The 15,444-nt window shown below is 68.1% G+C and carries 16 protein-coding genes; 9 read left to right on the top strand and 7 right to left on the bottom strand.

Annotated elements, in window-relative coordinates:
• From QOC69_RS33300 to mftR, 3 genes are read right to left on the bottom strand one after another with little or no spacing between them, the layout of a single operon-like run.
• A complete protein-coding gene (locus tag QOC69_RS33300; RefSeq protein WP_526446753.1) occupies window positions 1-1,329 on the bottom strand; it encodes a VOC family protein in 1,329 nt (442 codons plus the stop codon).
• Complete coding sequence (locus QOC69_RS33295) at window positions 1,326-1,880, bottom strand: RNA polymerase sigma factor (RefSeq protein WP_526446752.1); 555 nt, start codon at window positions 1,878-1,880, stop codon at window positions 1,326-1,328. The genes QOC69_RS33300 and QOC69_RS33295 overlap by 4 nt, the downstream gene beginning before the upstream one ends.
• A gap of 43 nt (window positions 1,881-1,923) precedes the next feature.
• A complete protein-coding gene (mftR, locus tag QOC69_RS33290; protein WP_526446751.1) occupies window positions 1,924-2,550 on the bottom strand; it encodes a mycofactocin system transcriptional regulator MftR in 627 nt (208 codons plus the stop codon).
• A 90-nt stretch (window positions 2,551-2,640) separates the two neighbouring features.
• Here mftR and mftA point away from each other — a divergent pair, with 90 nt between their 5' ends.
• The 7 genes from mftA to mftG all read left to right on the top strand — a co-directional run bounded on the left by mftA (window position 2,641) and on the right by mftG (window position 9,149).
• Window positions 2,641-2,736: a mycofactocin precursor MftA gene (mftA, locus tag QOC69_RS33285; RefSeq protein WP_526446750.1), complete on the top strand. Its 96-nt coding sequence runs from the start codon at window positions 2,641-2,643 to the stop codon at window positions 2,734-2,736.
• A 1-nt stretch (window position 2,737) separates the two neighbouring features.
• Window positions 2,738-3,049: a mycofactocin biosynthesis chaperone MftB gene (mftB, locus tag QOC69_RS33280; RefSeq protein ID WP_526446749.1), complete on the top strand. Its 312-nt coding sequence runs from the start codon at window positions 2,738-2,740 to the stop codon at window positions 3,047-3,049.
• 5 nt (window positions 3,050-3,054) lie between these two features.
• On the top strand, window positions 3,055-4,242 hold the full coding sequence (gene mftC / locus QOC69_RS33275; RefSeq protein ID WP_526446755.1) for a mycofactocin radical SAM maturase: 1,188 nt from the start codon (window positions 3,055-3,057) through the stop codon (window positions 4,240-4,242).
• Window position 4,243: 1 nt separating this feature from the next.
• A complete protein-coding gene (gene mftD, locus QOC69_RS33270) occupies window positions 4,244-5,437 on the top strand; it encodes a pre-mycofactocin synthase MftD (RefSeq protein WP_526446748.1) in 1,194 nt (397 codons plus the stop codon).
• 120 nt (window positions 5,438-5,557) lie between these two features.
• Complete coding sequence (gene mftE, locus QOC69_RS33265; protein ID WP_526446754.1) at window positions 5,558-6,304, top strand: mycofactocin biosynthesis peptidyl-dipeptidase MftE; 747 nt, start codon at window positions 5,558-5,560, stop codon at window positions 6,302-6,304.
• The gene (gene mftF, locus QOC69_RS33260; RefSeq protein WP_526446747.1) at window positions 6,301-7,713 is read left to right on the top strand and encodes a mycofactocin biosynthesis glycosyltransferase MftF; all 1,413 of its coding nucleotides are present in this window, start codon (window positions 6,301-6,303) and stop codon (window positions 7,711-7,713) included. Before mftE ends, mftF begins: the two co-directional genes overlap by 4 nt.
• Window positions 7,714-7,721: 8 nt before the next feature.
• Window positions 7,722-9,149 carry a mycofactocin dehydrogenase MftG gene (mftG, locus tag QOC69_RS33255; protein ID WP_526446746.1) on the top strand — a complete coding sequence of 476 codons (1,428 nt, stop codon included), beginning with the start codon at window positions 7,722-7,724 and terminating at the stop codon, window positions 9,147-9,149.
• Here mftG and QOC69_RS33250 read toward each other — a convergent pair.
• Window positions 9,142-9,810: an aspartate/glutamate racemase family protein gene (locus QOC69_RS33250; RefSeq protein WP_526446745.1), complete on the bottom strand. Its 669-nt coding sequence runs from the start codon at window positions 9,808-9,810 to the stop codon at window positions 9,142-9,144. The genes mftG and QOC69_RS33250 overlap by 8 nt on opposite strands.
• Window positions 9,811-9,830: 20 nt before the next feature.
• A complete protein-coding gene (locus tag QOC69_RS33245; RefSeq protein WP_526446744.1) occupies window positions 9,831-11,438 on the bottom strand; it encodes an MFS transporter in 1,608 nt (535 codons plus the stop codon).
• Between the two features lie 99 nt (window positions 11,439-11,537).
• Here QOC69_RS33245 and QOC69_RS33240 point away from each other — a divergent pair, with 99 nt between their 5' ends.
• On the top strand, window positions 11,538-12,203 hold the full coding sequence (locus QOC69_RS33240) for a TetR/AcrR family transcriptional regulator (protein ID WP_526446743.1): 666 nt from the start codon (window positions 11,538-11,540) through the stop codon (window positions 12,201-12,203).
• Here the strand turns inward: QOC69_RS33240 and QOC69_RS33235 are convergent.
• Window positions 12,169-13,419 carry a cytochrome P450 gene (locus tag QOC69_RS33235; protein WP_526446742.1) on the bottom strand — a complete coding sequence of 417 codons (1,251 nt, stop codon included), beginning with the start codon at window positions 13,417-13,419 and terminating at the stop codon, window positions 12,169-12,171. The two genes, QOC69_RS33240 and QOC69_RS33235, sit on opposite strands and share 35 nt — an antisense overlap.
• 114 nt (window positions 13,420-13,533) lie before the next feature.
• Between QOC69_RS33235 and QOC69_RS33230 the strand changes: the two genes are divergently transcribed.
• Window positions 13,534-15,138, top strand: coding sequence for a carboxylesterase/lipase family protein (locus tag QOC69_RS33230; protein WP_526446741.1), 1,605 nt, complete (start codon window positions 13,534-13,536; stop codon window positions 15,136-15,138).
• Window positions 15,139-15,144: 6 nt separating this feature from the next.
• Here the strand turns inward: QOC69_RS33230 and QOC69_RS33225 are convergent.
• Window positions 15,145-15,444: PaaI family thioesterase (locus QOC69_RS33225; protein ID WP_526446740.1), on the bottom strand; the 300-nt coding region annotated here is incomplete at its 5' end.

Here is a 15,444-nt window from a genome sequence, read left to right as displayed (position 1 = left end):
TTAGAACTGGCCGAGGTAGAACCGGGTGCCCTGGTCGTCGGTGCACTGCGCGGACGTGCCATAGGACTGCTGCGAGGGCTCCTCGAGCACCGTGCCGCCCGCCTCCCGGACGCGTGCCACTGCGGCGTCGACGTCGGCGACGGTCCACATCGGCACCGTCACCGGCTGCGCGCTGCCGCCCGCGACGCCCGACATCGGGTGCGCCGATTCCACTTGCCAACCGTCGTTGATGCGACCCGGCTCGAACGTCCAGAACAACACCCTGCTGTAGAACGCCTTGAACGCGGTCGAGTCGGTCACCTCGTGCGTGATGTACGAAAGTTCGCCCGGCCCAGCGCCGTTGAGGTCCGGCCGGGCCTCACCCGCAACCGGCTGGAACACCGCGAAGTTCGTACCCTGCGCGTCCGTCGCACCCAGCACCGTGCCGAAGTCGAACTCCTGGACCTCGTCGACCGTGCCGCCGCCGGCCAGGATCGACTGCCGGGCGCCCTGAAGGTCGGCGACCGCGTAGCAGCAGAACAGCGTTCGTGGACCGGGAACGCTGAAGAGCCCGATGTGCTGTTTGGTGTTGGTCACCTGGTGGGTCGCGGGGTCGTAGGTCCACCCGAGGACGTGGCCGTAGAACGTCGCCGCCCGATCGGCGTCCGGCGTCCACACCGACACGTAGCCGACATCGCCGTGCTGAATCGGCGTCGCGGCGCCGGTGACCGGTCCGCTGAGCATCCAGCGATGCCCGAACGGATCGACGATCGTGGCGTTGCGCGAACCGTAGTTCTCGTAGGGCTCCGCCTTTACCTCGGCGCCGCGGTCCCTGGCCCGCTGCAGCGTTGCGTCGGTGTCGGGCACGTGCAGCATCAGGCTGACCGAAGACGATTGCGGGGTAGGCGCTTTCAGGCCGAGCTCGGGATATTCGTCGGCCAGGTAGAACACGCCGCCGCCGATCGCCAGCTCGGCATGGCCGGTGCGGCCGTCATCCATGACGATCGGCTCGCCGACGACCGCAGCGCCAAGCGCGTCGACGTACCAGGCGATGGCCTCCCTGGCGCCGGCAACCGCCAGGTAGGGCACGGCAGCAGAGCGGGGCGGGGTGGGCGCGACGGCCGGTGCGCTCGTCTCGGTCAGTTCGGCGATGGCGGTATCGGTGCCACTCATGACGACTCCTTCGGTTCGGTTCGGCAGGGACAATGCGGATTCCAGTCGAGCGCGCAGCCGTGCCGCGAACTCCGGATCGGGTTGGACCGGAAGGTCGTCGCCGTGCAGCACGGTCAGCGGATCGTGGTCGTTGGCTGGGATATCCCCCGTCGCTCCGCTCGCCCCATGGTTAGTCATGACGTCCTCCCTTCCGGTGTCGGGTATTCCTTCTTGAAGGCGCGCCGGGCCCGCACCAGCAGGGCTTCGGTGGCGTGCACGGTCCGGCCGATCAACTCGGCGCACTCGGGCACCGAACAGTCGTCCAGGTAGCGCAGCGACAGCACGGTGCGGTGTTGTTCTCCCAATCTGGCCAGCACGGTCTCGGCGACGATGCGGTCCAGTTCGGCGTCCCAGTGATCCGCCGGTTCGACCGGCTCGGGCAACTCGGCCACCGGCACGCTGAACCGGTCGTGGCGCCGCCGGTAGTGATCGGCCAGCTTGTGCCGCGCCACCCCGATCAGCCAGGGCACCGTCATCGGGGGCGGAGATTCCTGAACTCCCCCGTCGCTTCGCTCGCCCCATCTGCGGGCGGCGTCCATCGCCGCCAGAAATGTGTCCGAGGTCAGGTCCTCGGCCGTGGCGCAGTCCGCGCACCGTCGGGCGAAGTATCCGTACACGTCCGGCAGAGCCTCGTCGTAGAGCGCCAGCAGCGCCCACGGGGCGCTCTGGGGATCCGGTTCGGCGCTCACATCCTTATCGTCGCCGTTGGGGGCCGAACTCCGACGCCCTAATTCAAATCTTTTCGCGACCGAGTCCGGCGAGGCCGTGGCTGACGGTGTCGAATGCGTCGCCAAGCGCCTGCGGCAGTGGCTGCGACTCGTCGGCCAGCCAGTGCCCGTAGGCCGACAGCGCGATGCCGAGCATCGTCCAGGCGACGGTCTGGGGCACCAGGTCCTCGGCCTTGGCGCCGATTCGGCGGGCGACGAACGCCGCCACGACGCCGCGCCAGCCGGCGTACATCGTCATCGAGTACGCCTGTAACGCCGCCGTCTCGAGAATGATGCGCATGCGCTTGCGATGGATGGCCGTCTCGGCCTCGTCGAAGCTGTTGAACGCCAATAGCGCCGAGCGCAGCGCGTCGCTGACGGCGACGTCGCGGGGCACCTCGTCGAGCAGGTCGCGCATGTGGTCGAGGTAGGCATCGAAGTCGCCCCACGGGATGGCGTTCTTCGACGAGTAGTAACGGAACAGGGTGCGACGGGCGATCCCTGCGGCGTGCGCCACGTCGTCGACGCTCACCTCGTCGAAGCCCCGGCTGGCGAAGAGGTCGAGGGCGACGTCGGTGATGTGGTCCTGCGTGGTCGAGCGGCGCCGCCCCAGGCGGGGGCCAGGGCTCCGGCGGCCCTGATCATCGCGCATCGGACCCACCCTTCCATTTCGGCACTCGATGCCATATTCTTGCGACCTGGGTCACAATTGTCGAGACCCACGATACGAAAGGTGTACCCCATGGACCCGAATCAGCAGGCGGAGACCCAGGCCGAACTCGTCACCGAGACGCTGGTCGAAGAGGTGTCGATCGACGGCATGTGTGGGGTCTACTGACGTGACGGCGCCCAACTTGGGCTTCGCGCCGCCCCAAGCGGAGTTCGACCCCGACCTCGGCTGGCGGTTGCACCACCAGGTGGCGGTGCGGCCGGAGTCGTTCGGGGCACTGTTGTATCACTTTGGTACCCGCAAGCTTTCGTTCCTGAAGAACCGGACCATCGTCGAGGTGGTGAACTTGCTCGACGAGCAACCCGACGCCAAGTCGGCCCTGCGGGCGGCAGGCATCGACGACGCCCAGCAGGCGCCCTATCTGCACGCCCTCGGCGTGCTGGTCAAGTCCAACATGCTGGTTTGCAAGGAGACGCGATGACCACGATCGAGCGGTCCGTACCCCGGCTGGTCGACCAGTTCGAACGCGGCCTCGATGCGCCGATCTGCCTGACCTGGGAGCTCACGTACGCCTGCAACCTGGCGTGCGTGCACTGCCTGTCCTCCTCGGGCAAGCGCGATCCGCGCGAGCTGAGCACTCAGCAGTGCATGGACATCATCGACGAGCTCGAGCGCATGCAGGTGTTCTACGTGAACATCGGCGGCGGCGAACCGACTGTGCGACAGGACTTCTGGGAGCTCGTCGACTACGCCACCGCGCATCACGTCGGCGTGAAGTTCTCCACCAACGGGGTGCGGATCACGCCGGACGTCGCGGCCAAGCTGGCCGCCAGCGACTACGTCGACGTCCAGATCTCCCTCGACGGCGCCACGGCCGAGGTCAACGACGCGGTGCGTGGCCCCGGCTCGTTCGCGATGGCGGTCCGTGCACTGGAGAACCTCGCCGCAGCGGGGTTCAAGGACTCGAAGATCTCCGTCGTGGCCACCCGCCACAACATCGACCAACTCGACGAGTTCAAGGCGTTGGCAGACGAATACGGCGCCACCCTGCGCATCACCCGGCTGCGGCCGTCCGGTCGCGGCGCCGACGTCTGGGACGAACTGCACCCGACGCCGGCCCAGCAGGTCCAGCTCTACGACTGGCTGGTGTCACATGGTGACCGGGTGCTCACCGGCGACTCGTTCTTCCACCTGTCCGGCCTGGGTGAGCCCGGCGCGCTGGCCGGCCTGAACCTGTGCGGTGCAGGCCGCGTGGTGTGCCTGATCGACCCCGTGGGGGACGTGTACGCCTGCCCGTTCGCCATCCACGACAAGTTCCTGGCCGGAAACATCCTGACTGGCAATGAATTTGGAACAGGATTCGCCAACGTGTGGAAGTACGCTCCGCTGTTCCACGAGCTGCGCGAGCCGCAGTCGGCGGGTGCGTGCGCCAGCTGCAACCACTACGACAGCTGCCGCGGCGGCTGCATGGCCGCGAAGTTCTTCACCGGCCTGCCGCTCGACGGACCCGACCCCGAATGCGTGCAGGGCTACGGCGAGCCCGCCCTTGCAGGCGAGCGGGACAAGCCACGGCCCAGCGGCGACCACTCCCGAAGTGGTGTGCGCAAGGGCCCGGTCTCGCTCAAGCTCCTCACCGTTCCGCCCAAGAAGTTCTGTAACGAAAGTCCCGTCTGACATGGCCCGCGACACCTGGTTCGAGACCGTTGCCATCGCCCAACAGCGTGCGAAGAAACGGTTGCCCAAGTCCGTCTACAGTGCGCTCATCGCCGCCAGCGAGAGGGGCCTCACCGTCGCCGACAACGTCGATGCGTTCGGCGAGCTCGGTTTCGCCCCGCACGTGATCGGTGCGCTCGAGAAGCGTGATCTGTCCACGACCGTTATGGGACAGGAGATCTCGCTTCCGGTGGTGATCTCACCGACCGGCGTGCAGGCGGTCCACCCGGACGGCGAAGTGGCCGTTGCCCGGGCCGCCGCCGCGCGGGGCACCGCGATGGGCCTGTCCTCGTTCGCGAGCAAGCCCATCGAGGACGTCATCGCGGCCAACCCCAAGCTGTTCTTCCAGGTGTACTGGCTGGGCGGCCGCGACGCGATCGCGGCAAGGGTCGAGCGGGCCCGCGCCGCCGGCGCGGTCGGGTTGATCGTCACCACCGACTGGAGCTTCTCGCACGGCCGTGACTGGGGGAGTCCGAAGATCCCCGAGAAGATGGACGTGCGGACCACCGTCCGGATGATGCCCGAAGGGTTGACCAGGCCACGGTGGATGCTGCAATGGGCCAAGACCATGCGCCCGCCGAACCTTCGGGTGCCCAACCAGGGGTCGCTCGGCGAGGCAGGCCCGCCCTTCTTCCAGGCCTACGGCGAGTGGATGGGCACCCCGCCGCCGACGTGGGAGGACATCGCGTGGCTGCGTGAGTTGTGGGGTGGACCGTTCATGCTCAAGGGTGTGATGCGGATCGATGACGCCAAACGCGCTGTGGACAGTGGTGTTTCGGCGATTTCGGTGTCCAACCACGGTGGCAACAACCTGGACGGCACGCCCGCGTCGATCCGCGCCCTCGGGCCCATCGTCGACGCGGTGGGCGGCGAGGTCGAGGTGTTGCTGGACGGCGGCATCCGGCGCGGCAGCGATGTCATAAAGGCACTGGCACTTGGCGCCCGTGCGGTCATGATCGGGCGGGCCTACCTCTGGGGTCTGGCGGCGGAGGGACAGGCGGGTGTGGAGAACGTCCTCGACGTCCTGCGCGGCGGCATCGACTCGGGACTGATGGGTTTGGGCAAGGCGTCGATCCATGATCTGTCGACCGACGACGTACTGGTGCCGCGGGACTTCGCCCGGGCGCTCGGCGTGCCCGGCGGCCCGGACGCCTGACCTGCGGGCGGCACGGCGTGCGAAACGACGTGGTACAGACGTGGCAGACGTGGCTGACGTGATAGTCCGGCGGGCTCCGATTGACCGAATCCAAAATCTCCCGCAGTGCATACGCCAACAATTGGCGCACACCAGGTTAATTCGGCCTACCATCGGCGGGTGGCCTTTCCCAGCGAACTCGGGAACTCGACGACGAGGCAGCTGCGCAGCTTGTCGTCGGCGTTGATTATCCCGCTAGGTTCTACTGAGCAACATGGGCCACACCTGCCGTTGGACACCGACACGCGAATCGCGACGGCCGTTGCTAGAACCGTCGCCGGACACCTCGCCGGGGACTGGATCCTCGCGCCTGCGGTGGCCTACGGCGCCAGTGGTGAACACGGGGGGTTCCCGGGCACGGTGTCGATCGGCACCGCTGCCCTGCGGCTTCTGCTGATCGAGTACGGCCGGTCGGCCTGCCAGTGGGCGTCAAGGCTGGTGTTCGTCAACGGTCACGGCGGGAACGTGCAAGCGGTTGCTGAGGCTACCGCACTCCTGCGCGAGGAGGGCCGTGACGCCGCCTGGTGTCCGTGCGCCGTGGCCGACGGCGACGCACATGCCGGCCATACTGAAACGTCTGTATTGCTACATATTTCGCCAGAAGACGTATGGACCGATGAATGCGCGCCAGGCAACGGCGCGCCGCTGGCCGAGCTGATCGGCCCGATGCGTCGCGGCGGCATCGCTGCCGTCAGTCCCGTCGGCGTGTTGGGGGATCCGACCACCGCGTCGGCCGCAGAGGGGGGCCGTCTCTTCGCGGAGATGGTCGACACGTGCGTCCGACGGATCGAGGCTTGGAGTCCGAACCGTGGGGGGATGCTGAGTTGAACGGACCGCGACTGCCGGACGGGTTCGCCGTGCAAGTGGACAGACGGGTCAAGGTGCTCGGGGAGGGCTCGGCCCTTCTTGGCGGGTCGCCCACTCGGCTTCTCCGATTGGCGCCTGCGGCGCAGATCATGCTCACCGGTGGTCGGCTCGAGGTGCACGATGCGCAGAGTGCGCAGCTGGCGCGCACGCTACTCGATGCCACCGTCGCCCATCCGCGGCCCGCGAGCGGACCGTCCCATCGGGATGTAACGGTCATCATTCCGGTGCGCGACAACGCATTCGGTCTCTCTCGGCTGGTCCGTGCGCTGCGCGGGATGCGCATCGTGGTGGTGGACGACGGCTCGGCCATGCCCGTCCGGGCGGAGGACTTCGACGGCGCCTGCTGCAACATGACGGTGCTTCGGCATGACAGGAGCAAGGGTCCGTCGGCCGCCCGCAACACGGGACTGGCCGCGTGTGAAACCGACTTCGTCGCCTTCCTGGACTCCGACGTGGTGCCGCGGCGGGGCTGGCTGGAGGCGCTGCTCGGACACTTCTGCGACCCCGCCGTCGCCCTGGTGGCGCCGCGGATCGTCGGCCTGCGCGAGCCCCAGAACCTGGTGGCCCGCTACGAAGCGGTGCGGTCCTCGCTGGACCTCGGGCACCGGGAGGCGCCGGTGGTTCCCTACGGGACGGTGTCCTACGTGCCAAGCGCAGCCATCATCTGCCGTCGCAAGGCACTGAACGACGTAGGCGGATTCGACGAGACGCTGAAGTCGGGTGAGGACGTCGATCTGTGCTGGCGGTTCATCGAGGCGGGTGCCCGACTGCGCTACGAGCCAATCGCGCTGGTCGGCCACGATCACCGCACTCAGCTTCGAGAGTGGTTCGTGCGCAAGACATTCTATGGAACCTCGGCTGCTCCGCTGGCCATTCGGCACCCCGGCAAGACCGCGCCGTTGGTGATCTCGGGCTGGACGCTGCTGGCGTGGATTCTGATGGCGATGGGCTCTGGCTTCGGCTACGTCGCCTCCACGGTCGTCGCCGGGATGACGGGCCGTCGGATCGCCAAGTCGTTGAGCGCGGTGGACACCGAACCCACGGAGGTGGCGGCGCTGGCCGCGAAGGGGCTGTGGTCGGCGGCGCTGCAACTGGCCTCCGCCATCTGTCGGCACTACTGGCCCGTCGCACTCGTCGCTGCGGTGTTCTTCCGTCGCTGTCGCCACCTCGTCCTGGTGGCCGCGGTCCTCGACGGCGTGGTCGATTGGGTCACCCGCAACGGCACCGCCGATGACGAGGTCAAGCGCGTCGGGCTGCCTGCGTATCTCCTACTCAAGCGGCTCGACGACATCGCCTACGGCCTTGGACTGTGGGAGGGCGTCTTCCGGGAGCGCAACCTCGGCGCGCTCAAACCGCAGATCCGAACCTGACGCCCACCTTGCCCGATGTGCTCATAGTCGGTGCCGGCAGCGCTGGCTGTGTTCTGGCTGAACGGCTTTCACGTGATCCCGACTGCCGGGTGACGGTCGTCGAAGGGGGCCCAGGGCCGTCCGACCCGAGGGTGATGGAACAGATCAGCGATGGACTGCGGCTGCCGATCGGCGACGCCAGTTCGGTGGTGCGGCGTTACTCGACCTCGCTGACCGATTCGCCAAGACGCTCTGCGGTGATCATGCGCGGCGCGGTGGTCGGCGGTTCAGGGGCGGTGAACGGCGGCTACTTCTGTCGCGGCCTGCCCGACGACTTCGACTCGTGGAACCTGCCCGGCTGGGCGTGGGACGACGTGTTGCCGCACTTCCTGGCGATCGAGACCGATCTCGACTTCGACGGCCCGGTGCACGGCACGACCGGCCCGATGATCATCCGGCGAGTTTCTGAATTAGAGGTGGGCGCAGCATCTTTCGTTCGGGCTGCCCGTGATCTCGGTTACGGTTGGATCGACGACTTCAACGGCTCGACACCGCAGGATCCGCTGCCGCCCGGTGTCGGTCCGGTCCCGCTGAACATCGACGGCGGTACCCGAGTTGGGCCGGGCGGCGCGTTCCTCGGTCCTGCGCTGCATCGGCAGAACCTCACCGTGGTCGAGAAGACACGCGTCACGCGCATCCGGGTCGCCGGCGGTCGGGCCACCGGCGTCGAGTGCCACGGCCCGTCCGGCCCCACTTACCTGCCTGCCGACCGAATCGTGTTGTCGGCGGGTGCGATCGGGTCCGCGCACCTGTTGATGCTGTCCGGCATCGGACCCGCGGCGGGGTTGACGTCTGCCGGGGTGGACGTGCTGGTGGACCTGCCGGTGGGAACGCGAACCGCCGATCACCCGGAATGGGTGCTGGCGGTGGATTGGCCGGCGACGCCGGGCCGGCCGCCGTTGGAGGCGATGCTCACCACGTCCGACGGGTTGGAGATCAAGTCCTACACGACGGGGTTCGGGGCCATGACCGGCAGTCGGGGCGCCGACCCGGGCGATCGACCGCATCTCGGGGTCACCCTGATGCGGCCGCGGTCGCGGGGCCGGGTCACGCTCGCCGCGGCGGACGACGCGGTGCCGCCGGTGATCGAGCACCGCTACGACAGCGAGCCCGCCGACGTCGCCGCACTGGAGGCGGGTGCGAACCTGGCGCACGAGTTGGCAGGAACGGGTTACGAAGTGCGAGAGTCGTTCTGGTCGACGTCGCAACACCTGTGCGGAACGGTGCCGATGGGTGCGGACGAGGACGCATCGGCGCTCGACGCGCGGTGCCGGGTGCGCGGTGTCGACGGTCTCTTCGTGGTCGACGGGTCGATCATGCCGTCGATCACCAGCCGTGGTCCGCACGCAACCATCGTCATGATCGGGCACCGGGCGGCCGAGTTCGTGATCAGCTGACCCGGTTGAGCCTGACCAATGCCTCGGCGAGCAACGTCGCGGCGACGACGCCGTCGATCACCGGTACGCCAAGGCGCCGGGTCAGGGGACCGGCGAACTTCGCCATGGCGGCGCAGCCCAACACGATGGCCCCGCTGCCGTCGGCAACGAGCGCCGCCTCGCAACGGTCGCCGATGGGTCCGACGGTGCTGGGGTCGGAGTCGATCGACAAGACCGGGATGTCGCAGGCGTACACGCCGAGGCACTGGCTCGGCGTGTAGGACTTGGCCAACTCCCAGCCGCGTGGCACGGTGGCAGGCATCGACGTCACCACGGAGAAGCTGCCTGCGGCCAGCGCTGCGGCGTGCATGGCGGCCTGGGCGATGCCCAGCACCGGCAGGTCCACCAGGCGGCGAACCTCATCGAGTCCAGGGTCCCCGAAGCAGGCCACCACGTAGGCGTCCGGGCGCGTGCGGCTGGGCCGGGCGGCGGCCAGTCGAACCTGGTCGAGAAGCCCTGGTATGCAACGGCGTTCGTCGTCCTCGCTCTCGATGCTGGTCGGTCCGGTAGCGGGGTTGACGGCCTCCGCGACGGTGTCGGAGCCCGCGACGGCTGCCGCAGTGGTCTCGATCGCAGCGGTCATCGACGCCGTGGTGTTCGGGTTGATCAGCAGCAGACGCACGCAGCAAGCGTAAGCGCCGTTCAGGCGCGGTGCCGACCTACGGCGCGGGTGCGACGGACGGACGCGAGGTGCCGCACGAAGCGCCACTGCCGGCCGTCGCGACCCGGCGACCAGATCGCGACCAAGACCGCGGCGATACCGATCACGATTGCCAGCACCAACAGGGAGGCGTCCATCGCCTGCAGAAACGCGGTCTGCGCGAGCTCGGCAAGCCGCGCGCCCTGCGGGCCCATCTGCGCGGAGACTGCCAGCGCCTCGGCGAGCGAGCTGGATGCGGGTTCACGCACCTGCTCGGGAAACTCCACGAGCATCGGAGTGAGAGTGTTCGTGTACCCGGCTGCAAGCATCGACCCGGCCACCGCGATACCCAGCGCCGCACCGACCTCGCGCGTGGTGTCGTTGACCGCCGATGCGACGCCCTGCTTCTCATCGGGCACGGCGCCCATGATGGCGGAAGTCGTTGGCGCCGTGCATAGTCCGATGCCGGTACTCAGGATGAGCAGGGGCCACGCGAGGTCAAGGAACGACGAACCGACGTCGAGCACCCGCATGCTGATCAGGCCCGCCGCGATGATGGCCAGCCCGACCGATACCGTCACCCCCAGTCCCAGTCGGGGGAGATACCAGGGCGAGGCGGCGCTGAGGACCATGACCGGCACGACCAGCGGCGCGAGCGCCAGCGCGGTCTGCAGGGGGCTGTAACCCATGACCAACTGGACGTACTGCATGGAGACGAAGAAGTACCCGAAGTTCGCGAAGAACAGGACCGTCACGCCGACCGCTCCGGTTGCGAAGTCGGGGCGGGCGAACAACCGGACGTCCAGCAGTGGGAATCGCCGCCGCAACTCGACGGCCGTGAACGCCGCCGCCAACGCCATACCCGCCGCGAACGATCCCCACACGGCGGGATGCGACCAGCCCCGCACCGGTACCTCCACCGCTCCGAACACGAGTACCGCCACTGCCGATGCGATCAGGGCTGCGCCCACCCAGTCCAGTGGCACGGCGTCCTCGTCACGCGACGAGGACACCGTGAGAGCGAGGATGAACATCAGGCCGCCGGCTCCGGTGAATGCCCAGAAGATCGACTGCCACGCCCAGAAGTGCAGCAGGACTCCGGTAACCAGGAAGCCTGCGATGGCACCCGAACCCGCGACGCCGGCCCAGATTCCGACCGCCTTGGTGCGCTCGGCCTTGGGGTAGGCAGCGGTCAACAACGACAGCGTCGCAGGCATGATGAACGCCGCGCCCGCACCCGTGACCGACCTGGCGATGATCAACTGCACCGGGGAGTCCAGGAAGATCGGGGCCAACGACGCGACGGTGAAGATGGCCAGTCCGATGAGAAGTGCTCCGCGCCTGCCGTATCGGTCGCCGATCGCGCCCGCGGGCAGAAGCAGACAGGCGAGCGCCAAGGTGTAGCCGTCGACCACCCAAGTCAGCTGAGATTGGGTCGCCGAGGTTTCGCGTGCGAGGTCCGGCAGCGCGGCATTCAGCGCCACCATGGACGAGACGACCAGCGAGACGCCGAGGCAGGCCACCACGAGCAACCAGACACGGGCGCGCTTGGACAGGAGGGCGCGGCGGGGGTCGATATCCTGGTCGGGCTGGACGAGGGTGTCGACCATGGTCGCCGCGCTCCTTCGGTGGATTTTTTTGAGACTAACAGTCTCGGTGCGGGACCGATAGTCTCGTTTCGGGTTGGCAGTCCGGAGATGAGGTAAGCCATGACGGGCGGGCGTAGCGACCCGCGGCCGGCCCGGTCGCGGGCCCGGCTGCTCGATGCGGCGACGGCACTGCTGCGTTCCGGTGGCCCTGGCGCGGTGACCATCGATGCGGTCACCCGTAGCGCCAACGTCGCCCGGGCCACCCTGTACCGGCACTTCTCAAGTGCCAACGACCTTTTGGCCGCTTCCTTCGTGAGCCTCATACCGCCACCGCCGATGCCGCCGGAACACGGTTCGCTGCGGGAGCGGCTTACCGCGATCGTGGTGGCGTGGGCCGAATCGATCGCCGAAGCGCCCACCACGCTGACCGCGATGGCGTGGCTGTCGCTGGGGCCGGACATCGGGCATCTGCCGAACGCGCAGCACGGCGACGCGGGCAGCCTCGAAATGCGCTCGCTGCGCGAACGCATCGCTCAGCAATACTCCGCGCCGTTCGACGTGATCTTCGACGGCCCGCAGGCCGCCGAGGAACTCGAACCCGTCGACCGCCCACTGGCTCTCGCGCTGCTGATCGGACCGCTGGCGTTCGGCAGGATCAGCACGCTCGCCGAGTTCGACTATCAGGCGGCGGCGGTGGCCGCCGTCGACGGCTTCCTCAAGTGCTTTGCGAAGGACGCCGGCTCCGGTGGCGTCAGCGCAGCGAGTAGCGAATCGGAAGGTGCTTGAGTCCGCCCACGAACGTGGTGGCGGAAAGTTCGGGCTCGCCGGCCAGTTCGATCGAGTCCAGCCGCGGGATCAGCTCGGTGAAGAGACTGTTCATCTCCATCCGGGCCAGTGCGGCGCCAAGACAGAAGTGCACGCCGTAGCCGAACGCCACGTGCTTGTTCGGGTCGCGGCCCACGTCGAAACGGAACGGCTCGTCGAAGACCTCCTCGTCGCGGTTGCCCGATACGTAGGCCAGATACACCGATTCGCCCTTGGCGATGTCGACGCCGCGCACCGTGGTGTCCGCGGTGGCGGTGCGCATGAACTCCTTGACCGGCGTGGACCACCGGATCATCTCCTCGACCGCGGTGCCCATCAAACTCGGATCGTTGCGCAACCGGTCGAGTTCGCCGGGGTTGTCGATCAGTGCGCGCATTCCGCCGGAGATGGCGTCCTTGGTGGTGTCATGGCCGGCGCTGGCGACGATCACGTAGTACGACGCGGTGTCCACGTCCGACAATGGCTCGCCGTCGACCCGGCCGTTCGCGATGGCCGAAGCCAGGTCGTCGGTCGGCTGCTCGCGGCGAGATGCGGTGAGCGCAGTGAAGTACGCGAAGAAGTCGAGCAGCACGGCGAATTGTTCCTCGAGCGTGGCGCCGCGCTTGTACTCGTCGTCGTCGCCGCCGAACATCTCCTGCGTCAGCATGTGCATGCGGCCGAAGTCGGATTCGGGCAGGCCGAGCAGCGACATGATCACGTAGAGAGGGAAGTCGACGGCGATGTCGGTGACGAAGTCGCATTCGGGCCCGATGTCGGCCATCTTGTCGACGTAGCGCTTCGCCAACTCGTCGACGCGGACCTTCAGGTCGCGCATGGCCTTGGGTCGGAACCAGTCGGCCCCGATCGTCCGAACCTTGCGGTGATGCGGATCGTCCATGTGGATGAGCGTGCGCAAACCCATCCCTGCCTCGAGCTGCTCCTTGGACATGTCGTCGACCGCGGCGGTGGCCAGCAGGGGGCGGGGCTCGCTGATGAAGAGCTCGTTGTCGCGCTCGATTGCCATGATATCGGCATGCTTGGTGATGGCCCAGAACGGGCGGTACGGCCGATTGTCAACCCACGCAACGGGATTGTTCGCCCGCAGATGGGTGAGTGCAGAATGCAGCCGGTCGTCGTCGGCGTAGGCCCTCGGATCGGCCAGGACTTTGGCGGCATCGTCCACGGTGGGCGTGCTCATGACGGCTCCTCATCGTGCAGGTTTCAGAATTGACGGGTGTCAAGTTGGAGTGTAAATGGGGTTGCGCACCGTCGGGCGCCGAATGCCCGATCCGTCATCAGTAGGCTCGTTGCGATGCAGCCCGCAACCGCCCGGCGGATCGGCCCGAGCGTGATCAGGCTGGTCGCGGTGGTGCTGCTGCTGTTGGTCGGCTGCGGCCGAGGCGACGGAGCCGCTCCGGTTCCGCCGCCTCCGGGTGACCCGGCCGTCGTGCAGACCGCATCGGGAAGCGTGCGCGGCGTCGTAGCGCCCGACCATCGCCTGTTCGCCGGAATTCCCTACGCGGCGCCCCCGGTCGGCCCGCTGAGGTGGCAGCCGCCGGCGCCCGCGCCGCGTTGGCCGGGCGTGCGCGATGCGACCCGACTGGGCCCGCGCTGCATGCAGGACGGCACCGATCTGGAGCTGGGGAGGCAGACCGACGAGGACTGCCTTTCGCTGAACGTCTGGACGCCCGCGGCCGCGCAGAACGAGCGGCGGCCGGTGATGGTGTGGATCCACGGCGGTTCGTTCATCAACGGCAGCGGCAGGCTCTATGACGCGCGCTGGTTGGCGACCCGCGGCGACATCGTCGTCGTCACGATCAACTACCGGCTCGGTGCGCTGGGCTTCCTCGCGCATCCCGCCCTCGGCACATCAGGCGACGTGGGCAACTACGGACTGGCCGACCAGCAGGCTGCGCTGCGCTGGGTGCGTGACAACATCGCCGGGTTCGGCGGAGATCCGGACAAGGTGACGATCGCCGGTGAATCGGCGGGTGCCATGTCGGTGTGCGATCACCTCGTCGCTCCGGGATCGGCCGGGCTGTTCCGCGCGGCGATCATCCAGAGCGGGCCGTGCCAGGCGCAGGTGGCGCTGCCCGAGGCGCAGCGCGCCAGCCTCGACTACGCGCGTCAGGCAGGCTGCGGCGATCCGATGTCAGCGGCCGACTGTCTGCGGGCGTTGCCTGCCGACAAACTGCGAGAACCGGTGTGGTACTTCCGGATCGGCGACGATGCGCTGAGCGGTCCTGTCACCGGGACGGCCACGTTGCCGGTGGATCCGGTGACGGCGTTCGCCAGGGGCGGGGCCGCGAAGGTGCCGGTCGCGATCGGCAGCAACCGCGACGAGTTCACGTTGTTCGTCGCGCTGGAGTACCTGCGTGGCAAGGAGGTGACGCCCGCGCAGTACCCGCACCAGTTGTCCGGCACGTTCGGCGCCGATGCCGGTGCGGTGGCGGCCCGCTATCCACTCGACCGGTACGGCGGAAGCGCACCGTTGGCGTACTCCGCCGCGGTGACGGACGGCGTGTTCGCGTGCGTGGCCGATCGGATCGGCGAGGCTCTGGCCGCTGAGGCCCCCGTCTACGCCTACGAGTTCAACGATCGCAACGCTCCAACGCCGGAGCCCTTGCGCACCTTGCCCTTTCCCATCGGTGCCAGCCACTCGCTGGAACTGCGCTACCTCTTCGACATCGGCGGCGCGCCCGCGCTGGATCCGGCGCAGCAGGTGCTGTCGGATCAGATGATCGACTACTGGAGTGAGTTCGTCGCCACCGGCGCCCCCCACGTCGCCGACCAACCGGACTGGCCCGAACTCGGCACCTCCGACAACCGGTTGTCGCTGCAGCCCGGCGACGTCAGGGTCACCACCGACTTCGACCGGACACATCAGTGCCCCTTCTGGGCGAGCCTGAAGGGGTGATCGCGATCAGGCGGGCGTCACCCAGGTGGTGATGTCGGCGTGCACGACCTCGGCGCCGGAGCGGTTGACGACGCTCACTGGCACCACGATCTCGGTGCCCTCGCGGATCGCATCGAAGTCCGGCGGATCCAGAAGGGCGGTGGCCCGCAGCGACGTGGTTGCCTTGGCCAGGTATTGGACGGTCATCGCCTTGGGGATCCAGCGATGGCTGGTCGGCACGGTCGCCTCCATCAGCATGCCCATGGCCATCTCCGCCGCGTTGCACGAGGCGATCGCGTGCACGGTGCGCAGATGGTTGTGCACGAA

Source organism: Mycobacterium sp. (assembly GCF_032162105.1).
In the GTDB taxonomy this organism is placed as follows: Bacteria; Actinomycetota; Actinomycetes; order Mycobacteriales; family Mycobacteriaceae; genus Mycobacterium.
Note: the sequence above shows the minus strand (reverse complement) of the source record. Positions and strands in the feature narration are given on the sequence as shown.